This is a genomic window from Blastococcus sp. CT_GayMR20 (genome assembly GCF_004570345.1).
Genome location: NZ_SPQM01000046.1, coordinates 11,936 through 33,306, shown reverse-complemented (window position 1 = coordinate 33,306; position 21,371 = coordinate 11,936). Strand labels below are relative to the sequence as shown.

At 72.7% G+C, this 21,371-nt stretch carries 22 protein-coding genes and 1 pseudogene; 12 read left to right on the top strand and 11 right to left on the bottom strand.

The annotated features are described in order from the left end of the window. Together E4P40_RS12675 and E4P40_RS12670 are read right to left on the bottom strand one after the other, a co-directional pair. A pseudogene (locus E4P40_RS12675) lies at window positions 1–234 on the bottom strand (hypothetical protein); the annotation flags it as partial. A gap of 4 nt (window positions 235–238) precedes the next feature. Further along, window positions 239–1,357, bottom strand: a complete 1,119-nt coding sequence (locus E4P40_RS12670; RefSeq protein WP_135158942.1) for a serine hydrolase domain-containing protein — start codon at window positions 1,355–1,357, stop codon at window positions 239–241. 110 nt (window positions 1,358–1,467) lie between these two features. On the opposite strand from E4P40_RS12670, the gene E4P40_RS12665 reads away from it, so the two are divergent. Continuing rightward, window positions 1,468–2,223, top strand: coding sequence for a DinB family protein (locus E4P40_RS12665; protein ID WP_135158941.1), 756 nt, complete (start codon window positions 1,468–1,470; stop codon window positions 2,221–2,223). A 7-nt stretch (window positions 2,224–2,230) separates the two neighbouring features. Here the strand turns inward: E4P40_RS12665 and E4P40_RS12660 are convergent, their stop codons facing one another. From E4P40_RS12660 to E4P40_RS12635, 5 genes are all read right to left on the bottom strand, one after another. Further along, window positions 2,231–2,962 carry an NAD(P)H-binding protein gene (locus E4P40_RS12660; RefSeq protein WP_135158940.1) on the bottom strand — a complete coding sequence of 244 codons (732 nt, stop codon included), beginning with the start codon at window positions 2,960–2,962 and terminating at the stop codon, window positions 2,231–2,233. Window positions 2,963–3,051: 89 nt separating this feature from the next. After that, a complete protein-coding gene (locus E4P40_RS12655) occupies window positions 3,052–3,282 on the bottom strand; it encodes a hypothetical protein (RefSeq protein WP_135158939.1) in 231 nt (76 codons plus the stop codon). 198 nt (window positions 3,283–3,480) lie between these two features. Further along, window positions 3,481–4,224 (bottom strand): hypothetical protein, encoded by a 744-nt coding sequence (locus tag E4P40_RS12645; RefSeq protein ID WP_135158938.1) that lies wholly within the window; start codon window positions 4,222–4,224, stop codon window positions 3,481–3,483. Between the two features lie 267 nt (window positions 4,225–4,491). Next, window positions 4,492–4,911, bottom strand: a complete 420-nt coding sequence (locus E4P40_RS12640) for a hypothetical protein (RefSeq protein ID WP_135158937.1) — start codon at window positions 4,909–4,911, stop codon at window positions 4,492–4,494. Between the two features lie 26 nt (window positions 4,912–4,937). Further along, the gene (locus tag E4P40_RS12635; RefSeq protein WP_135158936.1) at window positions 4,938–5,552 is read right to left on the bottom strand and encodes a dihydrofolate reductase family protein; all 615 of its coding nucleotides are present in this window, start codon (window positions 5,550–5,552) and stop codon (window positions 4,938–4,940) included. 119 nt (window positions 5,553–5,671) lie between these two features. Here E4P40_RS12635 and E4P40_RS12630 point away from each other — a divergent pair, with 119 nt between their 5' ends. The 3 genes from E4P40_RS12630 to E4P40_RS12620 all read left to right on the top strand — a co-directional run bounded on the left by E4P40_RS12630 (window position 5,672) and on the right by E4P40_RS12620 (window position 8,966). Further along, on the top strand, window positions 5,672–6,901 hold the full coding sequence (locus E4P40_RS12630) for an EAL domain-containing protein (protein WP_135158935.1): 1,230 nt from the start codon (window positions 5,672–5,674) through the stop codon (window positions 6,899–6,901). Window positions 6,902–7,194: 293 nt separating this feature from the next. Beyond that, on the top strand, window positions 7,195–8,241 hold the full coding sequence (locus tag E4P40_RS12625; protein WP_135158934.1) for a PKD domain-containing protein: 1,047 nt from the start codon (window positions 7,195–7,197) through the stop codon (window positions 8,239–8,241). Further along, entirely contained in the window at window positions 8,238–8,966 is a 729-nt protein-coding gene (locus E4P40_RS12620) for a class E sortase (RefSeq protein ID WP_348519645.1), read from the top strand. Before E4P40_RS12625 ends, E4P40_RS12620 begins: the two co-directional genes overlap by 4 nt. Here E4P40_RS12620 and E4P40_RS12615 read toward each other — a convergent pair. Next, window positions 8,963–9,892, bottom strand: coding sequence for a diguanylate cyclase (locus E4P40_RS12615; RefSeq protein ID WP_245160301.1), 930 nt, complete (start codon window positions 9,890–9,892; stop codon window positions 8,963–8,965). The two genes, E4P40_RS12620 and E4P40_RS12615, sit on opposite strands and share 4 nt — an antisense overlap. A gap of 151 nt (window positions 9,893–10,043) precedes the next feature. Next, on the bottom strand, window positions 10,044–11,837 hold the full coding sequence (locus E4P40_RS12610; protein ID WP_280790612.1) for an ABC transporter ATP-binding protein: 1,794 nt from the start codon (window positions 11,835–11,837) through the stop codon (window positions 10,044–10,046). 111 nt (window positions 11,838–11,948) lie between these two features. On the opposite strand from E4P40_RS12610, the gene E4P40_RS12605 reads away from it, so the two are divergent. The 5 genes from E4P40_RS12605 (at window position 11,949) to E4P40_RS12585 (ending at window position 18,005) form a co-directional block, all read left to right on the top strand. Next, the gene (locus E4P40_RS12605) at window positions 11,949–12,362 is read left to right on the top strand and encodes a MarR family transcriptional regulator (RefSeq protein ID WP_245160300.1); all 414 of its coding nucleotides are present in this window, start codon (window positions 11,949–11,951) and stop codon (window positions 12,360–12,362) included. Between the two features lie 84 nt (window positions 12,363–12,446). Next, complete coding sequence (locus tag E4P40_RS12600) at window positions 12,447–13,532, top strand: winged helix DNA-binding domain-containing protein (RefSeq protein ID WP_135158931.1); 1,086 nt, start codon at window positions 12,447–12,449, stop codon at window positions 13,530–13,532. 40 nt (window positions 13,533–13,572) lie between these two features. Then, window positions 13,573–14,004 carry a DUF1707 domain-containing protein gene (locus E4P40_RS12595; RefSeq protein ID WP_167762215.1) on the top strand — a complete coding sequence of 144 codons (432 nt, stop codon included), beginning with the start codon at window positions 13,573–13,575 and terminating at the stop codon, window positions 14,002–14,004. 42 nt (window positions 14,005–14,046) lie between these two features. Continuing rightward, the gene (locus E4P40_RS12590) at window positions 14,047–16,119 is read left to right on the top strand and encodes a hydantoinase/oxoprolinase family protein (protein ID WP_135158929.1); all 2,073 of its coding nucleotides are present in this window, start codon (window positions 14,047–14,049) and stop codon (window positions 16,117–16,119) included. Further along, window positions 16,116–18,005 (top strand): hydantoinase B/oxoprolinase family protein, encoded by a 1,890-nt coding sequence (locus E4P40_RS12585; RefSeq protein WP_135158928.1) that lies wholly within the window; start codon window positions 16,116–16,118, stop codon window positions 18,003–18,005. The genes E4P40_RS12590 and E4P40_RS12585 overlap by 4 nt, the downstream gene beginning before the upstream one ends. 10 nt (window positions 18,006–18,015) lie before the next feature. Here the strand turns inward: E4P40_RS12585 and E4P40_RS12580 are convergent, their stop codons facing one another. Further along, window positions 18,016–18,465 (bottom strand): cupin domain-containing protein, encoded by a 450-nt coding sequence (locus E4P40_RS12580; protein WP_135158927.1) that lies wholly within the window; start codon window positions 18,463–18,465, stop codon window positions 18,016–18,018. A gap of 119 nt (window positions 18,466–18,584) precedes the next feature. Between E4P40_RS12580 and E4P40_RS29350 the strand changes: the two genes are divergently transcribed. Then, window positions 18,585–18,716, top strand: coding sequence for a hypothetical protein (locus E4P40_RS29350; RefSeq protein ID WP_280790611.1), 132 nt, complete (start codon window positions 18,585–18,587; stop codon window positions 18,714–18,716). Window positions 18,717–18,719: 3 nt separating this feature from the next. Here the strand turns inward: E4P40_RS29350 and E4P40_RS12575 are convergent, their stop codons facing one another. Then, window positions 18,720–19,316 (bottom strand): hypothetical protein, encoded by a 597-nt coding sequence (locus E4P40_RS12575; RefSeq protein WP_135158926.1) that lies wholly within the window; start codon window positions 19,314–19,316, stop codon window positions 18,720–18,722. A gap of 186 nt (window positions 19,317–19,502) precedes the next feature. Here E4P40_RS12575 and E4P40_RS12570 point away from each other — a divergent pair, with 186 nt between their 5' ends. Both E4P40_RS12570 and E4P40_RS12565 read left to right on the top strand, forming a co-directional pair. Continuing rightward, window positions 19,503–20,666 carry a sensor histidine kinase gene (locus E4P40_RS12570; protein WP_135158925.1) on the top strand — a complete coding sequence of 388 codons (1,164 nt, stop codon included), beginning with the start codon at window positions 19,503–19,505 and terminating at the stop codon, window positions 20,664–20,666. Then, complete coding sequence (locus E4P40_RS12565; protein WP_135158924.1) at window positions 20,663–21,358, top strand: response regulator transcription factor; 696 nt, start codon at window positions 20,663–20,665, stop codon at window positions 21,356–21,358. The genes E4P40_RS12570 and E4P40_RS12565 overlap by 4 nt, the downstream gene beginning before the upstream one ends. The last annotated feature ends 13 nt before the right edge of the window (window positions 21,359–21,371 follow it).

The following is a 21,371-nucleotide window of genomic DNA, read 5'->3' as shown; positions in this document are numbered from 1 at the left end:
GGACGACAGCACAGGGATCGGGACGACGTCCAGGAACGTGCGGTCGAGGCCCCCGCGCCACCGGCCGGTCAGCAGCACCGGCACGGCCCGGATCCCGCTCAGCACGAGCGACACCGGCAGCGACCGCAGCTTCAGCGCGTGCAGTTCCTCCCACACCACGCTCCGCGGCGCCTCGACCACCCGCGCCTGGTGCGTGACGTGGTCGGCCTCCGGCACGACGTCGTCGAGATCCATGGGGTCAGTTGAGCGCGTCGTAGACCGCGCGTACATAGGCCTCGCTGCGCGGCGAGCCGAGGATGCCCGAGGCCATCCTGTTCATCATGTAGCTGATCGTCAGCCGCCGGTCCAGGTCCATCACGACCAGCGACCCGCCCCAGCCACCCCAGAACGCCACCCGCCCGGCCGGGACGTACGGCACCACCGGCGACCCGAGGCAGTAGCCGATCCCCCACGTGAACGGCTGCTCCAGCACCAGGTCGACGCCGTCGGCCTGCGCGTCGAAGATCAGATCCACCGTCTTCGGGGACAGCAGCCCCTGACCGCCCAGCGACAGCACCCGCATCACGTCGAGCACCCCGCGGGCGTTCGAGTGCCCGTTCAGCGCACCGAGGTCCGCGGTCCGCCATTCGGACGTCAGCGTCGCCTTCACCGACATCACCGGCGCGGTGAACGTCCGCCTCGATATCGAGCTGGGGTCCTCGTCACCGGCCGACTCCGGTCGCGGCGGGGCGACCAGGGGGGCCACACGGCCCCAGTCCCGCTCCCGGGCCCCGACCTGGAAATCCGCACCCAGTGGCCCGGCGATCTCGTCGGCCACGAACTTCTGGAACGTCTTGTTGGTGATCCGCCGGATGACCTCGCCGACCAGGAACCCCTGGTTCGCCGAGTGGTAGCCGGACGCCGTCCCCGGCTCCCACCACGGCCGCTGGGCCGCGAGCCGCTCGCAGGCCGTCTCCCAGTCGTACATGTCCCGTACCGAGAACGGCGGCTCCCAGGCCGACACCCCGGACGTGTGCGACATCAGGTGCCGCACCTCGACGTCCTTCTTGCCCTTGGCCGAGAACTCCGGCCAGTAGTTGCCCACCGGAGCGTGGACGTCGAGGTCGCCGCGCTCGACCAGCATCAGCGCCGCCAGGTTGAGTACGCACTTCGTCGTCGACCAGACGTTGGTGATGGTGTCCTGGGTCCACGGCGTCGTCCGCTCGGCGTCCCGAAAGCCGCCCCAGATGTCGACGACCGTCTCGCCGTCGAGATCGACCGCGATCGACGCGCCCAGCTCCTCGCCGTCCAGCTTTTGCGCGAGCGCCTCCCGCACCCCGGCGAACCGGTCGTCGCAGCTGCCGTGCACCTCGGCCATGGAGCCCCCTCGTCGGGGCGCGACCTCGTCGTCGCGCCGTCCGGATCAGACCACGGCACCCCCGGCCGGACAACGCGTGTGCCGGAGCCCCGACCGGTACGTTCCGACCGATGCCTGAGCAGTACACCCATACGGATGCCTTCCGCGGAGCGGCCTTCACGGCTGCTGACCTGACGGGCGCGACGTTCCGCGACTGCGACCTCTCCGGCGTCCGGATCACCGGCTCGCAGGTCGCCGGGCTGCGGGTGTCGGGGTACGGCGGCTCGGTGCTGGTCGACGACGTCGACGTCACCGACTTCGTCGCCGGCGAGCTCGACCGGCGGCACCCCGAGCGGCTGCAGCTGCGCGCCATGGGCACCGCGGAGGATTACCGCGCGATGTGGGACACCGTCGAGCGCCTCTGGTCGGAGACGGTCGCCCGCGCGGAGCGGCTGCCGGAGCCCATGCGGCACGAGCGCGTCCGGGGCGAGTGGTCCTTCGCCGAGACCCTGCGCCACCTCGCCTTCGCCACCGACGGCTGGGTCGGCCGCATGCTCACCGACGGCGCCTTCGTCTACTCCCCGCTGGGCCTGCCGCCGTCGGACGTGTCCGCAGAGGACGCCGCAAGCATCGGTCTCGACGTCGGTGTGCAGCCGTCCTACACCGAGACGCTGGCGCTCTTCGCCGACCGGAGGGCGTCGGTCCGCCGGGTGGTGGAGGGGCTCACCGACAACGGTCTCGAGGAGGTCCGCACCGCCGCGCTGGCCGCCCCCGCGTGGGGCGTCGAGTCGCACCCGGTCGCCGAGTGCCTGCGCACCCTGATGGACGAGTACTGCGAGCACCGCCGATTCGCCGAGCGCGACCTCGCGGTGCTCGAAGGTCGGTGAATCGACGTCAGCGTCCGGCGAGGTGGTCCTCGAAGGTCCGACGTCCGTAGGGCGGCCCCGGCACCAGTGGATGACCGGCCCGGTAGCCGGCGAACACCTTCCCCGGGAGCCGGAGCGGCACGACGCGCCGCGGTCCACTCCTGGCCGCCGCCCACACCCGCGCCAGCTCGGGTAGCGGCCGGACCTCCGGACCGCCGATGTCGGGCACCCGCCCCGCGGGCGGGGACGCCGCCAGCTCGACCAACCGGTCGGCCACGTCCTCCGTGGCGATCGGCTGGAGCCGGATGTCCGGCGCGAGGACGACGGGCAGCCGGCGCTGGACGGTGCACAGCTGCTCGACGAGATCGTGGAACTGCGTCGCGCGCAGGACGGTGTGCGGGACACCCGACTCCGCCACCAGCCGCTCCACCTCCACCTTGTCCCGGTAGTAGCCGAGGGGGATGTGCTCGATCCCGACGATCGAGATCAGCACCAGGTGCTCGAGACGGGCCTGGTCAGCGGCCTCCAGCAGGGTCCGCGCGATGGCGGCGTCCTTCCTGCCCCGGCTCGTCGCCAGGTGCACCACGACCGATGCGCCGTCCAGCGCCGCCGCGATGCCCTCACCGGTGAGCAGCTCGCCGGTGACGAGGCCGGGCCCGCTGCGCCGGCTTAGCGCTCGTACGTCGTGTCCCGCCGCCCGCAGGCTCGTGACCGTCGGCTTCCCCAGGCTGCCGGTCGCGCCGGTGACCAGCACGTCCATGGTCGTCCTCCAGGCCCGGGCAGGCCCGGAGTCTGTCAGCACGGAGGGGCCCCCTCCCTGCCGGGAGGGGGCCGTTGCGGGTGTCGCGCCTACGCCACCGCCCGGCGCCGGGTGATCAGCATCCCGGCGACGGTGCTGATGAGCACCCAGCCGGTGATCACGGCGATCGGGGTGACGGCGGCCCCGTGCTGGGCGAGGGTGACGATCGAGGCAGCCGGGTCCAGCTTCTCGGCGATCTCCGGCTTCACGTTGCTCACGACCGGCAGGACGCCGAGGAGGGTGAGGTAGCCCCCGGTCAGCGCGGCGGCCGAGTTGCCCACCGCCGCGCCGATACCCGCCCCGATGACCGCGAACGCGGCCCCGGCGGCGATCGCCGCGACGACCGCCTGGGTGGCGGCGAACCAACGTGTCGCGGCTGCTCGGCAAGCTGGGGCTGGTCAACCGCACCCAGGCGGCGATCCTGGCGCACGAGGCCGGGCTGCTGGAGGACTGATCGGGTCAGCCCTCCAGCGTCCGCGTCAGGTCATCGCGTCAGCGTGGCGCCGGGGCCGCATCAGCAGCACGATGCTCGCCGCCAGCACCCAGACCATGAAGAGCAGGAACCCGCCGAACCCGCCGATGCTCACGAGCACGGTCTCCTCGTCCGTCTCGAACACCGCCCCGAGGCTGAGGACCCAGAGGACGCCGACCAGGCCGGAGATCCAGCCGAGCCAGGCTGGCATCGCGTGCGTACCGAGGATGGCGCCGGTCGCGCCGATCATCATCGCCACACCCGCGGGTATGCCGGCGATGAAGATCCAGTAGTCGAGCACGGCCAGTGTGGGCAGCGTGGTCGGGTCGGCCGTCTGAGCCGCCTGGACAAGCGCCAGGTACACGCCCGAGGAGAGGGCGATCGATGCCACGAACGCCGCGCCGCCGAGGGCGAAGAGCCCGGCCATCATGTCGCCGAGGCCCTCGTGCCGCCGGAAGCGGCTCCACAGTCCGGCCAGGAACACCACGAAGGCGATGTCGGACAGGAAGCCGAGCAGCAGCGACATCTGGTGCCCGCTGCGCTCGTCGGTCAGCGCGGCAGCGAGTTCCTCGGGCGAGCTGTCGAAATCCGGTGTGTCCGGCGTGAAGAAGCTGGCCAGCACCAGGAGGACGAAGAGGAGTCCCGCCAGCGCGGTGATCCGGTCCCACCTCGCGCCCCGCTCGAGGTCGCCGTGCCCGGTCCGGCCCGCACCGAGCGGGCCTCCCGCCTCCGAACCAGGCCTGGTTTCCATGTGACGTCACCCCTTCCGGTGCAGCGGACCGGCCGGGATCGGCGATCCGGGGAAAGTGTGGAACCACGAGGTCAGCAAGGGGAGTGGTTCGCGCGCGGTGGATCGTTGCGCGCTGGTCGACGTCTCCGCGCGGAATGAGGTGGGCAGGCGCACAACGGTGGCATCACGGGTGCGCGCGCTCTTCCAGACCCGCGGCAGGCGGCACCGGCGTGCCCGTCGCCGGCCACGACCCGGTGGTGGTGGCCGCCGCCGACCGCGTCGTCCGCCTCAGCGACGGACCGGTGGTCCCGGACTGACCTCGACCGCGCGGAGGGCGACGGTCAGCAGGAGGGCCGGGACGACGACGGACGCGGCGAGCAGGACCACCAGGACGGCGGCCTCGAGGTCGGACGCGTTCCCCAGATGTCCCACGTGGAACATCAGGTGCGGGACGGAGAACGCCAGGTAGGCCAGCAGCGCCACGATCACCAGCCGCCGCTCCAGCCAGATCCCGGCGGCGGCCAGCACCAGCGCGAGGCCGAGGGTGGCGCCGCCGAAGTCGCGCATCAGGTGCTCGCTGAACGGCGGCGTCAGGTCGACCGTCGGGACGTCGGCGTAGAAGCTCGCCGGGAAGACGAGCGTCCACACCCCGAGCACCAGTTCGACGGCCGCGAAACCCAGCAGCCCGGCCCGCAGGACTGTCCTCATGGGCCGCAGCATCCCGGATGTGCGTGTCACTCCGGCGCGGCGTTGCCGGTCTCGACCTCGCCCGCGCGCTCGTAGGTGCACATCATCACGCCTGTGGACGACACCGTGTGCGCGGACAGTCGCCACGTGCGGGGCACGGTGCCCTCGCCGAAGAGCCGCTTGCCCTGGCCGAGGGTGATGGGGAAGACGATCAGCCGCAGCTCGTCGATGAGGTCCTCCGCCAGCAGGGTCTGGATCAGCCCCGCCGACCCGTGCACCTGCAGCTCCCCGCCGTCGGCGGCCTTCAGGGTGCGGATGGCCTCCGCGGCGTCGCCCTTCAATAGCTCCGCGGTCTCCCACTCCACGGACGTGCGCGTGCGGGAGGCGACGTGCTTCTTCTTGAAGTTCAGGCCCTGGGACACCGGGTCGTCGCTGATCATCTTCGGCCACGAGGCGTAGAAGATGTCGTAGGTCGTCCGGCCGAGCAGGAAGTCCTCGGCGCCGACGAACCACTCGTTCATCTGCTCGCCCAGGGCCTCGTCGAAGTGCGGTACCACCCAGCCCTCGTACGAGAACCCACCCGACGGGTCCTCCCCGGGCCCGCCGGGCGCCTGCATGACCCCGTCCATCGTGACGAACGTGGTGACGACGAGCTTGCGCATGATCTCTCCTCCGGTCGGATGTCCTGTCCTCTCACGTAGACGTCGAACGGTGGCCGGTCTCATCGACACCGTCGAGGGAGATTTCTCCAGCAGTCGCCGCGGGACGCCGAAGAAGAGGTGTGGCCAAGAAGCGCTCCGACGCGGAGCAGCAGATCGCCGACCTGTTGCACACGGCGCGCAAGTCGCTGCGCCTCAGCGTCGCCTTCCTCAGCCGGCTCGACGGGACCACCCAGCACCTGGAGGTGGTCGACTCCAACGCGCCGTGGCTGTTCCAGGAGGGCTACCAGCAGCAGCAGGACGTCACGCTCTGCCAGGCGATCCTCGACAGGAAGCTGCCCCAGGTCATCTCCGACATGAAGGTCTTCCCCGAGGCGATGAAGCTGCCGGCCGCCCGCATGCCGCGGCTGCGCAGCTACGTGTCGGTGCCGGTCACCCTCAGCGACGGCTCCCTGTACGGCACCTTCTGTGCCGCCGGGCTGACCACCGACAGGGACCTCACCAAGCGCGACAAGACCCTGATGGACGTGCTCGCCTCCGCCGCCGCCGTGATCATCGAGCCCGAGGTGCGCGCGCAGCAACGGCGCAGCGAGATCACCGACCGGCTCCAGCCGCTGATCGCCGCGGGCGGCCCCGTCGTCGTCCTGCAGCCCATCGTCGACCTCGCCACCGGGGCCCGGGTGGGCGCCGAGGCGCTCAGCCGCTTCCCGGCGGAGTGGGACATGGCCCCCGACGTCTGCTTCGCCGAGGCGCACAGCGTCGGGCTCGGGCACGTCCTCGAGCTGCTCGCCCTCGAGCGCGCCGCCGAGCACCTGGCCGCCGTCGACGGCTACATCGCCATGAACGTCTCTCCCGCGACCCTGCTCACGCCGGAGTGCGGCGAGCTCCTCGGCCGACTGCCGCTGGACCGTGTCCTGCTGGAACTCTCCGAGCACGACCGGGTGGAGGACTACGCGGCGCTCGACACCGCGCTCGCGCCGTTCCGCGCAGGCGGGCTGGGCCTGGCCATCGACGACGTCGGGGCGGGCTTCTCGTCGCTGCGGCACATCGTCGTGACCGCACCCGACGTCATCAAGATCGACCGCAGCATCGTGGCCGGCCTCGACACCGATCCCGTGCTCGAGACCCTCATCCGCTCGCTGGTCGAGTTCGGGCACGGGTGCGCGGTGCGCGTCGTGGCCGAGGGCGTGGAGACCGCGGAGGAGGCCGCGGTGCTGCGCGGGCTCGGCGTCGACTACGGCCAGGGCTGGCACTACGGCCGCCCCGGCCCGCCCGAAGCCCTCCCCGCCACGACGCCTGTGGCCGCGGTTCCGGTGCCTCGCCACGGACAGCGGGAACTGCTCCCCTCCTGACCCGTCAGCTCCGCCCGCGACCGACCGGGCGTTCTTCCGTCGCGTCGCGAACAACTACGCAGTGTCACGACACGTGCGTCGATCACCCCTCCGAGCTGCGCACTTCCAGGTGAAACCCCTCGGTTTCTGAATACCGAGAGTTAACGATCCATGGGCTCACGGGGGAGCTCGTCGCCCCGAGTCGTCACACGGACCGCGGGGCTGACCTCCGCCCGCCCCGGTGGTGACGACCGGTTCGGCGCCAACGACGGTGCCGGCCGGAGCGCTCACCTCACGGGGAATGAGACACCTGCATGAAGCGCACCACCTCCGCGCTGCTCGCCGGCGCGCTGGCGACCAGCGGCACCGTCGTCCTGTCCGTCGCCCTGCCGGGCATCGCCTCGGCGTCGGACTGTGGCAACACGACGCTCACCGAGCACAGCTTCCCGACCACGTTCTCCACTGCCGAGTCCCGCAGCAAGGGCCACAACGTGGTCGTGGACGGCGGCCTGCACGTCTACACCGACGACGCGTCCTCGGAGGCCAAGGCGGCCGCCCGCTTCGCGACCCAGCTCGACATCCCGCTGGCCGACCAGACCGCCGAGTCGAACTACGACCTCGACCTCACGGTCAACTCCGGCGGCAAGCCCGGCTACAACCTCGTCGTCGACATGAACGGCCCCGCGGCCGGCGGCTTCACGACGCTGGTCAAGGAGGAGGGCTTCTACGGCGATGAGTGGTGGACGAACTCCACAGCCGTTCAGGGCGTCCCTGCCGGTGGCGGCTACAACCACCTCGGGACCATCCAGGAGTACTCCGACGCCAACCCCGAGGCCGTGATCCTGACCTTCGGCTACAGCCTGGGGTCGGGCGTCCTGGGCGACGTGACCATCACCAAGCTCCGGTTCGGGTGCAACGACTTCTCGTTCGACCGGGCCAACCGCGCGCCGCAGGCGTCCATCGTCGCCGACGACGCGGGCGACGCGGACTACCGGACGTTCGACTTCGACGGCTCCGGCTCCACGGACCCGGACGGTGACGCCCTCACCTATGCCTGGACGTTCGGCGACGGCTCGGGCGGTGGCGGCGACGTCCCCGCCGCCGCGTACCAGAGCCACACCTATCCGAAGGGTGCCGGCACGTACACCGTGACGCTGACCGTCACGGACCCGGACGGGCTGAGCAGCACCACCGAGAAGATCATCACGGTCACCCCGCCGACCACCGTGCAGGACGACGAGCTCCCGAACACCGGGGCCTCCGTCCTGGGCCTGGCCGCGCTGGGTGGGGTGGCCCTCCTCGGTGGCGGCGCCGGCCTGGCCGCCACCAGGCGGCGCCGTTCGACCGCGCACTCCGCCTGATCCACCGCGCCGCGGCCGCCCGTCCCCCTGCGGACGGGCGGCCATGGCCCGCGGAGAGCGAGGACACACTGATCCGCACGCTATTCAGAGGACTCTCCCAGCTGGCCGTCACGGCCGGCGCCCTCGTCCTGCTGTTCGTCGCGTACCAGGTCTGGGTCACCGACTGGGTCGCCGGCGGGGCGCAGGAACGGGTCGCCGACGACCTCCGGGACGGGTGGCAGTCCGGGCCCGACCCCCGCCTGCAGCCGGAGTTCGGCGACGCCTTCGCGTTCCTGCACATCCCGGCGTTCGGCGACTGGGAGCCGCGGGCCGTCATCGAGGGCACCCACCCGGCAGAACTCGCCGAAGGACCGGGGCACTACGTGGGCTCGGCGATGCCCGGTGAGCGCGGCAACTTCGCGATGGCCGGCCACCGCGTCGGGACGGGCAGCCCGTTCCTCGATCTGGACCTGCTCCGGCCGGGAGACGCGGTCGTGGTGGAGACGGTCGACGCCTGGCACACCTACCGCGTCACCGGCACCAGGATCGTCGACCCGACGGACATCAGCGTGGTCGCCCCCACGCCTGGTGGCGCCTTGGACGGCGAGCCGACCGGCAGCTTCCTGACGATGACCACCTGCAACCCGAAGTTCTCCAACCGGGAACGACTGGTCGTGCACGCGGAGCTGGAGAGCTCGACGACCAAGGCCGAGGCGCCGGAAGGCCCCGCGGCGCTGACCGCCTAGCCCGCGTCGCCGGCGCGGCGGGGCCACTGCGCCCGCCGGTGCCGGTGCGTCTTCACGCCGTACATCGCCCGGTCGGCGCGGCCGATCAGCTCGTCGGCCGTCTCCCCCGGACGGCCGACCGCCACGCCGACGCTCATGCCCACCCGGAGCGGTCCGTGGGGGCTGTCGAACGGGGCGACGACCGTCTCGGTGACCTGTTCCACCAGGCTCCGCAGCTCCTCCTCGTCCTTGCGCGGGCAGAGGATGACGAACTCGTCACCGCCGAACCGGGACACCAGGTCGTTCGGGCCGGTCATGCGGGTCAGCCGGTCGGCCACCTCGACCAGCAGTGCGTCGCCGACCGCGTGCCCGTGCTCGTCGTTGATCCACTTGAACCGGTCGAGGTCGCAGAACAGCAGCGCGCAGCCGGGCCCGTCCGACAGGTGACCGTGCAGCGCGTCGAAGAGCGCCCCGCGGTTCGCGAGCCCGGTGAGCAGATCGGTCCGGGCGCGCAGGTGCAGCTGCGCCTCCCGCTGCCGGTCGTGCGTGACGTCGACGCCGACGCAGCCGATGGCGTAGGGCTGCCCGTCGTCGTCCCGGAGCACCGTGTTGCGCATCGACACCCGCCGGCGCTCGCCGTCCCTGGTCAGCCAGTCGCCTTCCTGGGGGTGCGCGACGCCCGTGGCCATGGCCCGCGCGACGGCGTCCTGGGCCAGGACGACGTGCTCCGGTGCCACGTAGACGTCCCAGAACGGCCGGCCCTCGAGCTCGTCGGCGTCGCACCCGGTGAAGCGCTGCAGCGCCGGGTTGGTCAGCAGGATGCGCCCGTGGCCGTCCACGATGCACAGCAGCGCGTCGCTGGCGTGCACGAAGGCGCGCAGCAGGTCGTCCGGCGGGCGGGCAGCGGTCGAGCCCAGTCCCTGTGAGCCTCGTCCCTGCGCTGTCACCCTTGGGCACTCCCCGCGTCCGACAGCGGCGCACCGCTCCGTGTGCCGTGTCGGGACGATACGGCCGATCCCGGTCCGAACGGTGTCCCCCGACGGGAAAATTTCGGCCGGGCGTTGCGTCGACCGCAACCTTTGCGGGCGCGACCGGTGTTCAGGCCGCGAGCTCCACGTCCCGCTCGGCCATCCCGACCAGCCGCGCGTAGCGACCGCCGCGCGCCATGAGCTCGTCGTGCGACCCCTGCTCCGCGACCCGTCCGGCATCGAGGACGACGATCCGGTCGGCGTCGCGCACCGTCGAGAGGCGGTGCGCGATGGTGATCGTCGTGCGGCCGCGGCTGACCTCGTCCAGCGCGGCCTGCACCGCTCTCTCCGTCTCGTTGTCCAGCGCGCTCGTCGCCTCGTCCAGGACCAGCACCCGCGGGTCGCGCAGCAGCGTGCGGGCGATCGCCAGCCGCTGCTTCTCCCCGCCGGAGAACCGGTGCCCTCGCGCACCGACGACGGTGTCGTAGCCGTCGGGCAGGGCGGCGATGACGTCGTGCACCTGGGCCCGTCGGGCGGCGTCCACCATCTCGGCGTCCGTCGCCCCAGGCTTGGCGTGCCGGAGGTTCTCGCGGATCGACCCGTGCAGCAGGTAGGTCTCCTGGGAGACGACGCCGACCACGCGGGCGAGGTCGGCCAGCGTCATGTCCCGGACGTCGACGCCGTCGAGCAGTACCCGGCCGGTCGTCGGGTCGTTCAGCCGGGCCACGAGCGAGGCGAGCGTGCTCTTGCCCGAGCCGGTCTCGCCGACGAGCGCGAGGGTCTCGCCGGGCCGCACGGTGACGTCGATGCCGGTCAGCGCCGGACGGGCGGCGTCCGGGTAGCGGAAGCCGACGGAGTCGAACCGGACCTGGCCGCGCACCCCGGCCGGCTCCACCGGCACGGGGAACGCCGGGTCGTCGATGTCGACGGGCAGGTCGAGGTACTCGAAGACCCGGCTGAACAGCGCCATCGAGCTGGTGAGGGAGACGCCGAGGTCGAGCAGGCCCATGAGCGGACGGAAGAGCGCGCCCTGCAGGGCGGTGAAGGCCACCAGCGTCCCGATCGTCATGCCGCCGGACGTCGCGGGCAGGCCGGCGGCCAGGTAGATCAACGCCGGGATGCCGGCGAACACGATGCTCATGGTGGCCATGCGCCAGCGGCCGGCGAGCTGCGAGCGCACCTCGAGCGCGACCAGGTCGTCGGAGGTACCGGCGAACCGCTCTGACTGCGCGGGTCCGGCGCCGAGGGTCTTCCCGAGCAGGACGCCGCTGATCGACAGCCCCTCCTCCACCTGCGAGTGCAGCTCTGCGAGGGAGCGTTGCCGCTGCGCGGTGATGGCCCGCCGCATCCGGGCCACCCGGCGGGTCAGCCCGATCGCCGGCGGCAGCACGACGAGCGACAGCAGGGACAGCCGCCAGCTCAACGCCGCCATGGCGACCACCGTGCCGATGACCGTCGTGGCGTTGGCTGCGGCCGACGTCGCCGTCGACGTCACCACCGACTGCATCCCGCCGATGTCGTTGGTCAGCCGCGACTGCACCTCGCCGCCACGGGTGCGGGTGAAGAAGCCGAGGGACTGCCGCTGCAGGTGGGTGAAGACCGCCGTCCGCAGGCCGTGCATGACCCGCTGGCCGACGGTGGTCGACAGCCAGGTCTGGACGACGCCGAAGACCGCCGTGACCACTGTGACGGCGAGCATGCCGCCGACGGCCCGGAGCAGCAGGGTCGTGTCGCGGTGGGGCAGGGCGTCGTCGATCACCAGCCGGATGAGGAAGGGGGTGGCGAGTGCGACCGCCGACGACGCCACGATGAGCGCCACCACGACCCCGAGCTGCCACCGGTAGGGCCGGAACAGCGCGGCCACCCGGCTCCAGCGGACCGGGGACCGCTCGAGCTGGGCCTTGTCGGCGGGATCGGGTCGCACCGGCCCTCGTCCCCTTCTCGTCGTCATCTCGTCGATGCCGACCACCTCCCTCGTCGATGCTGAGGTTACCTCACGGTGTGGTAACCTCAGGCCCGGCGCTACGATTCCCGGGTGCCTGACGAAGCGGTGGAGCTGGGCGACCTCCTCATGCGGATGGCCCGCGCCCAGCGCCGGCGCTTCCGCGAGGTGCTGGCTCCCTGGGACCTGTCCCCCCATCACGCGCGGGCGCTGCGGGTCGTGAGCGAGCGCGACGGCATGCGGCTGAGCGACCTCGCCGCGGCGCTGCACATCGCGCCCCGCTCCGCCACCGAGGTCGTGGACGGCCTGCAGGAGCGCGGCCTGGTGGAGCGCACGCCGGATCCGGGCGACCGCCGGGCGGTCCTCCTCCGCGTCACCGACGAGGGACGGCGGATCCGCGCCGAGATCGAGGCCGCCCGGACCGCAGACGCGGCCCGGCTGTTCGGCCGCCTGCCTCCCGCAGACCGCGCCGAGCTCGCCCGAATCCTCCGCACATTGACCGACTGACCCGCGCCACTGTGCGGGAACCGTGGTGACGGGCCGGCGATCACCACGACCAGCGCACACTCACGCCGCCGCTACCGTGACCCGGTGCCCACAGCCGTGACACGGCAGCAGGTGCTCGGATTCCGGGTGCGTGCCCAACAGCTCGACCGGGAGTCGGGGTCCCTCGCGGACACCGCGGTCCTCGACATCGGGGTGCAGGACACCGGGTCCGACGGCGGACCCTGGGCGCTGGCTCTCCGCGGGGTCGACGTCTCCACCGTGGGCGACGAGCTCGCGACGGTCTGGACGGTCCGCGGGGCGCCGCACCTCTACCGCCGGGCGGACCTGCCGGGGGTCGCGGCCGCCACCGCGCCGTTCTCCGAAGCCGACGCGGGGAAGCGCATCATCACCGCCGCGCAACCGCTCGAGGCGGCCGGCATCGGCAACCTCGCCGCCCTCGACATCGTCGCCGAGGCGATGCGCTCGATCGTCACCGCGCCGATGGTCAAGGGGGAGATGTCCGGGCGTCTGACCGCGGCGATGGATCCGCCCTTCGTGCGGTTCTGCGTGCCCTGCGACGCCACGCACGTCCACGAGATGCCGTTCCGGCTGGCGGCCCTGCGCGCCGGGCTCGAACTCCAGCCGGGCACCTCCCCTCCGGTGCTGCAGCCGATCCCCGGCTTCGCGCCCACGACCACGGTGCCGGAGCGCCTCGACGTCGTCCGGGCCTACCTGCGGCTGCTCGGACCGGCCACGCCGAGGCTCGTCGCCGGCTATCTCGACGCCCCGGTGAAGGACGTCCGGGGCCGGTGGCCCGAGGACGTCGTCGAGGTCGACGTCGCCGGCGAGCGCCGTTGGCTGCTGGCCGAGGACGCCGACCGGCTGGCCGACCCGCCGGCCCTGACCCGGCTCCTCGGTCCGTTCGACCTCCACCTGCAGGCTCGCGACCGGTCACTTCTGGTGGACGACACCGCGCACAGCAAGGACCTGTGGCGCACGCTCGGCCGCCCCGGTGGCGTCCTCTCCGACGGCGAGGTCGTCGGCACCTGGCGGGCGCGCAAGGCGGGCGCGTCGGTGACCGTCTCGGTGGATCTGTGGACGCGCTCGGACCGGGGCGCCATCGGGGAGCAGGCCGAGCGACTCGCCCGGTTCCGAGGCCTTTCGCTCAAGGCGGTCGATTTCTCGAAGTGACGTGCGCGCTCCCGACGACCGCCGATGCGACGATTCGGGCGTGACCGACCCCGTGCGCCCCGACGACCTGCGGGTCTCCGATGCCGAGCGCGCCGTCGTCCAGGAGCGCCTGCGCCGGGCCGTGGGCGACGGGCAGCTGGACCTGCACGAGTTCGACCACCGCGTGCAGTCCATCTGGGCGGCGAAGACGCGAGGCGAACTCGTGCGGGTGACCGCCGACCTGCCCGAACCTCCTCCGCCGCCCCCGCCACCCGCCCCGCGGCGCGTGTTCTCCGACGACGACGCCGGCACGGCCATGCGGGTGCTGGCGATCATCTGGGCCTGCGCCGTGGCGGTGAACGTCGTGGTGTGGGCGACCGTCTCGCTGGCCACGGGCCAGTTCCTGCACCCGTGGTTCCTCTACGTGGCCGGTCCGCCGGGAGCGGTCCTCGGGGTCCTCTACGCCGCAGGGATCGGCCGACCCCGGTCGTGAGGAGCCTTTCCGCCGGGTTATCTCACCGCTAAGGTTTCTGGCATGAGTGCTCGCCGGGTCCGCATCGGCATCGACACCGGAGGCACGTTCACCGACGTCGTCGCCGTGGACGAGGAGACCGGCCAGACCACCACGACGAAGACCCCGTCCACCCCGGCGGACCCCGCCGAGGGCTTCCTGAACGGCGTCCGCAAGGTGCTCGGCCTGATGGACCTCGACGGCTCGGCCGTCACCGCGGTCAGCCACGGCACGACGGTGGCGACCAACCAGCTCCTCGAGGGCAAGCTCGACCGGATCGGGTTCATCACCACCGAGGGCTACGAGTCGGTGCTCGAGATCGCCCGCCAGTCGGTGCCCGACGGCTACGGCAACAGCTACTTCTGGGTCAAGCCGCCACGGATCGTGCCCGCCGACCTCGTCCGCACCGTCCGCGGCCGCCTGGACCACCACGGCACCGAGGTCCGGCCCTTCGACGAGGACGACGCCCGCGCGGCGGCACGCTTCTTCCAGGCCGCCGGCATCACGACGATCGGCGTCTGCTTCCTGCACGCCTACGCGAACGACGCCCACGAGCGCCGGATGCTCGACGTCCTGCGCGAGGAGCACCCGGGCGCCGTCGTCAGCATCTCCAGCGAGGTCCTCCGGGAGTACCGCGAGTACGAGCGGTCGGTGACCACGCTCGTCGACGCCGCGGTGAAGCCCAAGGTCGGCGCCTACGTCACCAACATCCGCACCCGCCTGGACGAGATCGCCCCCGGCGTCCCCTTCTACGTCATGAAGAGCAACGGCGGCGTCCTCTCCGCCGGCGAGGTCGTGCACCAGCCGATCACCACGATGCTGTCGGGCCCGGCCGCCGGCGCCCTCGGTGCGGCCCTCATCGCCGGCACCGCCGGGTTCGACCGGGTGCTCACCTGCGACGGCGGCGGCACCTCCACCGACGTCACCGTGGTCATCGACGGCGAGCCGGCGCTGACCACCGAGGGCTCGGTCGGCGACTACCCGTCCAAGATCCCGATGATCGACGTCGTCACCGTCGGCGCCGGCGGCGGCTCGATCGCCTGGCTCTCCCCCGAGGGCACGCTCAAGGTCGGCCCCAGGTCGGCCGGCGCCGACCCCGGCCCGATGTGCTACCCGAACGGCGGCGACCAGCCGACCGTCACCGACGCCCACGTCACGCTGGGCCGGATCCCCCCGCACCTGCTGGGCGGGGAGATCCCGCTGTCGACGGAGAACGCCGCCGCCGGCCTCCGGCAGCTCGGTGCGAAGCTCGACATGGACCTCGAGCGCACCGCCACCGGGATCCTGGAGATCTCCGCCTGGAACCAGGCCAACGCGCTGCGCCAGGTGACCGTCGCCAAGGGCCTCGACGTCCGCGACTTCACGCTCACCACGTTCGGCGGCTCGGGCTCGCTGCTCGCCTGCCGGCTGATGGACATCCTCAACCTGCCGCGCACGCTGGTCCCGCCGAACCCTGGCAACGTCAGCGCGTTCGGGCTGCTGACCGTCGACGTCCGCAACGACTACGTGCAGACCGTCGTCTCCAAGCACCTGGACGTCGACGTCAGGGTCCTGGCCTCCGTCTACGCCGGTCTGGAGGCCCAGGCGCAGACCGCCCTGGACGGCGAGGGCTTCGGCCGCGCCGAGCAGCGCATGCAGCGCACGGCGGACCTGCGCTACGTCGGGCAGGCCTTCGAGGTGCGCGTGCCCGTCGCCGACGGCGAGCTGGACCGCGCCGCGGCCGAGGACGTGGCGCAGGCCTTCCACGCCGCCCACCGCCAGCTCTACGGCTACGACTTCGCCACCGACCCGCGCCAGGCCGTCGAATGGGTCAACCTGCGCGTCAGCGGGATCGGCCCGATCCGCCGTCCCGACCTCGTCGAGCTCCCGGGGCGGGACGGCGGGACGGACCGGGCCGTCACGGGCTCGCGGCGCGTGTTCTTCGACGACTGGGTGGAGACGCCCACCTACAACCGGCTGGACCTCGCGCCCGGCGACGTGGTCACCGGCCCGGCCATCGTCGAGGAGTTCGGCTCCACCGTGCCCGTGCACCCCGGCTTCGCCGTGACCGTCGACGCCTACGGCAACCTGCTGCTCACGAAGGAGTCGGACCGATGAGCGACCAGAATGGCGATTTCGGCACCAAGGTGGACGCCGACCCGGTCCTCGTCGAGATCGTCGCCGGCACCCTGGCTGCCATCGAGATGGAGGTCGAGACCTCCATCGGCCGCACCTCGCGGTCGCCGATGATCCGCGACGCCCACGACTTCCGCGCCGGCATCCACGACCGGCAGCTGCGCAAGCTCACCGGCCGCTCGTACTCGGCGCTCGTGCACCCGGTGGTGCGCGATTACCCGATCGAGACGATGAACGTCGGCGACGTCTACTTCCACAACGACGTGTACCTCTCCGAAGGCGGCATCGGCCACCTGCCCGACCTGTGCGTGACCGTGCCGGTCTTCGCCGCGTCGCCGGAGACGGGCGACCCGGAGGTCGTCGCCTTCATCCAGGCGTTCGGGCACCACGACGACATCGGCGGTGCGGTCCCGGGCTCGATGCCGTCGGCGGCCACCAGCGTGTACGAGGAGGGCCTCATGGTCCCCCCGATCAAGCTGTGGGACCGCGGCGTGCCCAACGAGAGCGCACTCAAGATCATGACCCGCAACTCGCGGATGCCGGACTCGCTGGCCGCCGACCTCGACGCCGAGTGCTCGGCCTGCCTGGCCGGCGCCCGCCGCCTGGGCGAGCTGTTCGAGCGCTACGGCGTCGCCGCCGTCGAGGCGTGCTTCGAGGCCATCCTGTCGAACTCCACCGAGGTCTACCGGCGCGAGATCCTCAGCCAGATCCCGGACGGCACCTACGTCTGGGAGGACTACGCCGAACACGACGGCGTCGAGGAGCCGCAGCTCCACCGCCAGCGGATCACGCTGATCATGGACTCCACCAAGGACGTCCCGCTGGTCATCGACTTCACCGGCACCGGCCCGCAGGCAAAGGGGCCGATCAACCACTGCGGCGACTACGCCGACGGCAACTTCCTCAAGAAGTGGCTGGCGCCGATCCTGCGCAACCTCGCCGAGACGCCCGAGCGGATGGCCCAGCTCGACGTCAACGAGGGCGTCGTCCCGCTGATCGAGATGCGCTTCCCGGAGAAGGGCACGCTGCTCACGCCCATCTTCCCGGCGCCGACCAATGCCCGGACGTTCGTCATCCTGCGACTGCTCGGCGTCCTCGCCGGCGTGCTGGCCAAGGCCACGGGCGGCCGGATGCCCGCCGACCAGGAGACGATCCGCTACACCGGGGTCTACGGCACCGACTTCGACGGCGAGCCCTACCTCATGCGCGAGGTGCTCGGCGGCGGCTCGGGCGGCCGGTACTACGCCGACGGCGAGGACACGATCCACGTCGTCCCGGATTCCCGGAACCTGCCCACCGAATTCACCGAGGGGCGCTTCCCGCTGCGGATCGAGCGCCTCGGCCTCGCCATGGACTCCGGTGGCGCCGGGCGGTACCGCGGCGGCTGCGGCTACGAGAAGCACATCCGGGTGCTGCGCGACGCCTCCTTCATGTCGATCGCCGACCGCTCGATCCTCGCCTGCTGGGGGGTCAAGGGCGGCAAGGCGGGCAAGCCGTTCCAGATCACCGTCGACCCGGGCGGCCCCGACGAGCACGAGGTCGACGCGCTGGCCGACGCCGAGCCGCTGAGGGCCGGCACCGTCGTCCGCATCCGGACGACGGGCGGCGGCGGCTGGGGCGACCCCCTCGAGCGCCCGGTCGAGGAGGTCCTCCGGGACATCGCCTGGCGGAAGGTGTCGGTCCAGGGGGCGCGCGAGGACTACGGCGTCGTCGTCACCGGGGACGGCGCGACGGATGCCCGGGCGACCGAGGAGCTGCGGGCGTCGATGCGGGCCGCCCGCACCGGCGAGGAGCCGTTCTTCGACCGCGGTCCGGGCTACGCGACCCTGTCCGGAGGCGCCTCGTTCAACGAGTTCGACGTGCTCTGAGAGAGGACGGTCAGCCCGCCGGGTACTCCCCGACGATCTCCGTCCCGTACGAGGCGGCCAGTTCGACCAGCCGGTCCGGATCGGCGAGCAGCGCCTCCTCGCCCTCGCGGACCACAGCGGCGAAGAACTCCTCCAGACCGGCGGGGGTCACCAGCGTCAGCATGCGCACGGCGTCGTCGGACACCCGACGCAGGGCGTGCGGGGTACCGCGCGGCACCAGCAGGAACGCGCCCGGCCGGAGCAGGGTCTCCGCCCCGTCCATCCACGCGGTCACCTCACCGCTGAGGACGTAGAAGGCCTCCTCGGCCGCGGTGTGCGTGTGGAGCGGGGTGGTATCGGCCCAGAACTCCTCCTCGACCAGCCAGTAGGCGCCCGCGCTGACGTCTCCGGCGGCCTTGGTGGTGTACGTGGACCCGAGGGCGGTCAGCCGCGGTCCTTCGCCGGGTCCGAGCACGGGCATGGAGAACCTCCGCCACCGGGGAAACGGGAGGCCACCGTCTCGGAGCCGACGCGGGCGGTCAATGCCCTGGGGCACGCGCCGGGTTGGCCGGGGACGGCGGCCGCGGGCAGGCTCTCCCCATGAGCGAGCCGCGCGAGGAGACCGACGAGCCGAACCTGCACCCCGGCCCGCGCGACGAGGGCGGGGAGGGCGGCATGGCCACCCGCGAGCTCGCCGCCGAGGAGCAGGACGGCGAGCCCGAGGACGAGTGACCGTCAGGCGGCGACGGGCGCCGGGTTCGCGCCCGGCACCGCCGCGACCAGCCGCCGAGCGACCAGGGTCGCCACGACGCTCAGGAGCAGGAGCCGAAACGCACTGGGACCAGGCACGATGGCCAGCGCGCCGGTCACGGCCAGCATCATGCCGAGCCAGGTGGGCACGATCCGCGCGCGGACCAGCGCGACCCCGGTCCAGATCCAGCCGACGCAGAAGACGGCATAGGACGCGGCGTAGCCCACCACCACGCTGGGCAGCCCGGCCTCGAGCACGTCCGGCGCCTTCGCCGCGATCGCCGGCTGGACGAAGAGCGTCGCCCAGGTGCCACCGGCCACCAGGACGCTGCCGACGGCCGCGATCGCCGGTCCGGCGGCACCGCGCCCCTCGACCTGGAGCCGGGCGAGTGCGGCGAGCGCGGCCGCACCGACGCCGAGCAGCGCGATCAGCAGCGCGGACGACGACGCGAGCACCATCGGCGAGGTCAGGAGCTCGCCGTCTCCCACCGTGACCAGCGCGACGGCGAGCAGGACGGCGGCGACGACGGCAGCGGGTCCGGCCAGCAGCGCGACCGGTCGAAGGAATGAGGCGAGTTCCATGACTTCTCCCTGTGTCCACGCGGCCCCCGACGGGCCGCCCGGAAGCACTGTCGCCTGATGCCGCCCCCGCTGTCGTCGGCCGGGCGGGGCGACCTCCTCCTCCGCACGGACCAGGGACCCGGTGCCGGGGGAGGTGGTGCGGACCGGCCCCGTGGCGGGAGGCTGACCGCCGTCCGGGGAGGTGGCATGGCCGTGCTCAGCGTGCGCAGCACGTCGGTGCAGGCATGGCTCGACGTGGCCGGTCCCGTGCTGCTCGCCGTCCTCGCGATGACCCAGCTGGTCGCCGACCCGCCGCCCGTCAACCCGTCGCTGGTCACCGTCTGCGCGCTGACCGCCGTCCTGCCGCTGGTCGCACGGCGCCGGGCACCACTGCTGGTGACGGTGCTGGTCGTGGGCGGCGTCGTCGGTCAGGTGGTCGCCGCCGAGGGCGCGCCCGCGACCTTCGCCTCGTTCGTCGCGGTGATGGTCTGCACCTACACCCTGTTCCGCCAGGCCGATCCCCGGTCCGTCGCGGCCGGGCTCGCCCTGATCGCCGTGGCCGTGGCGGCGACTGCCGTACTGGAGCCACGGACCGCACCCTTCCAGCCGTTCGAGATCGTCTATCCGCTCTTCTACTTCGGGGCGGCCGGCGGCATCGGCGCATTCGTCCGGCAGCGCGCGCTGCGCCTCTCCGCGGTGGAGGGCCGGGCCGCCGCGCTGGAGGGCGAGCTGCAGCGGGAGGCCGAGCTCGCAGCGGCGGAGGAACGGGCGCGGATCGCCCGCGAGCTCCACGACGTCGTCGCGCACGGGCTCAGCCTCATGGTCGTGCAGGCGGAGGCCGCGGAGGAGATGCTCGCCCGCGACCCCGGGGCCGCCGCCCAGCCGCTCCGGCGCGTCCAGGACACCGGCCGGCAGTCGCTGGCCGAGATGCGACGGCTGCTCGGTGTGCTCCGGGCCGCCGACCCCGGGCCGCCGTCCACGGCCCCGCAGCCCTCCCTCCGCGGCCTTCCCGACCTCGTGCGCGAGGCGGCCGAGGTCGGCCTTCCGGTGGAGGTCGACGTCGCAGGGGAACCGGGCGAGCTGCCGCCCGGACTGGAGCTCGCCGCCTACCGGATCGTCCAGGAGGCCCTCACGAACACCCGCCGGCACGCCCGCGCCACCCGGGCCTGCGTCCGCCTGACCTACGAGCCGGAGGCCCTACGCGTGGAGATCGCCGACGACGGCTCCGCCACGCAGACCCCGCGCGCCGGCCACGGGCTGATCGGCATGCGGGAGCGGGCCGCCCTCTACGACGGCACCCTGGACGCGGGACCCGGCCCGGGCGGCGGCTTCCGCGTCGTCGCCGTCCTCCCCCGGGGGACGGACCGGTGACGATCCGGGTGCTCGTCGTCGACGACCAGACGATGGTGCGCGAGGGCCTGCGCATGATCCTCGACCTGCAGGACGACATCGAGGTCGTCGGCGAGGCCGGTGACGGGACGGCCGCCCTGCGGGCCGCGGCGGAGCACCGGCCGGACGTCGTCCTGATGGACATCCGCATGCCGGGCATGGACGGGCTGGAGGCGACGGAGCGGCTGCTCCGCGGCGGCCGGCCGGGGCCGCGGGTGCTGGTCCTGACGACGTTCGGCGAGGACGAGTACCTCTACGCCGCCATGCGGGCGGGCGCCAGCGGCTTCCTGCTCAAGGACTCACCGCGGGCAGCCCTGCTGCACGCCGTCCGCACGGTCGCCGACGGCTCGGCCCTGCTCGACCCGGCACTGACCCGTCGGCTGATCGAGGACTGGGTGCGCCGCCCACCGCCCAGCTCCGGGATGCCGGAGGCGCTGCGGGGCCTGACGCCACGGGAGCTGGACGTGTTCACCGGGCTGGCGCGCGGGCGGTCCAACGGCGAGATCGCCGCGGACCTCGTGCTGTCGGAGACGACGGTGAAGAGCCATGTCGCCCATGTCCTGGCGAAGCTGGGCCTGCGGGACCGCATCCAGGCCGTCGTCCTCGGCTACGAGTGCGGACTGGTCCGTCCCGGCGGTGGATCCTCGATCCGCCCGGAACCCACGACCACGTAGCCGCTGTCGGACG

Excerpts from the sequence above, each read along its gene's own strand:
- E4P40_RS12670 (WP_135158942.1), bottom strand. The coding sequence starts at position 1,357 with ATGGCCGAGGTGCACGGCAGCTGCGACGACCGGTTCGCCGGGGTGCGG.
- E4P40_RS12665 (WP_135158941.1), top strand. The coding sequence starts at position 1,468 with ATGCCTGAGCAGTACACCCATACGGATGCCTTCCGCGGAGCGGCCTTC.
- E4P40_RS12660 (WP_135158940.1), bottom strand. The coding sequence starts at position 2,962 with ATGGACGTGCTGGTCACCGGCGCGACCGGCAGCCTGGGGAAGCCGACG.
- E4P40_RS12645 (WP_135158938.1), bottom strand. The coding sequence starts at position 4,224 with ATGGAAACCAGGCCTGGTTCGGAGGCGGGAGGCCCGCTCGGTGCGGGC.
- E4P40_RS12640 (WP_135158937.1), bottom strand. The coding sequence starts at position 4,911 with ATGAGGACAGTCCTGCGGGCCGGGCTGCTGGGTTTCGCGGCCGTCGAA.
- E4P40_RS12635 (WP_135158936.1), bottom strand. The coding sequence starts at position 5,552 with ATGCGCAAGCTCGTCGTCACCACGTTCGTCACGATGGACGGGGTCATG.
- E4P40_RS12625 (WP_135158934.1), top strand. The coding sequence starts at position 7,195 with ATGAAGCGCACCACCTCCGCGCTGCTCGCCGGCGCGCTGGCGACCAGC.
- E4P40_RS12590 (WP_135158929.1), top strand. The coding sequence starts at position 14,047 with ATGAGTGCTCGCCGGGTCCGCATCGGCATCGACACCGGAGGCACGTTC.
- E4P40_RS12585 (WP_135158928.1), top strand. The coding sequence starts at position 16,116 with ATGAGCGACCAGAATGGCGATTTCGGCACCAAGGTGGACGCCGACCCG.
- E4P40_RS12580 (WP_135158927.1), bottom strand. The coding sequence starts at position 18,465 with ATGCCCGTGCTCGGACCCGGCGAAGGACCGCGGCTGACCGCCCTCGGG.
- E4P40_RS29350 (WP_280790611.1), top strand. The coding sequence starts at position 18,585 with ATGAGCGAGCCGCGCGAGGAGACCGACGAGCCGAACCTGCACCCCGGC.
- E4P40_RS12575 (WP_135158926.1), bottom strand. The coding sequence starts at position 19,316 with ATGGAACTCGCCTCATTCCTTCGACCGGTCGCGCTGCTGGCCGGACCC.
- E4P40_RS12570 (WP_135158925.1), top strand. The coding sequence starts at position 19,503 with ATGGCCGTGCTCAGCGTGCGCAGCACGTCGGTGCAGGCATGGCTCGAC.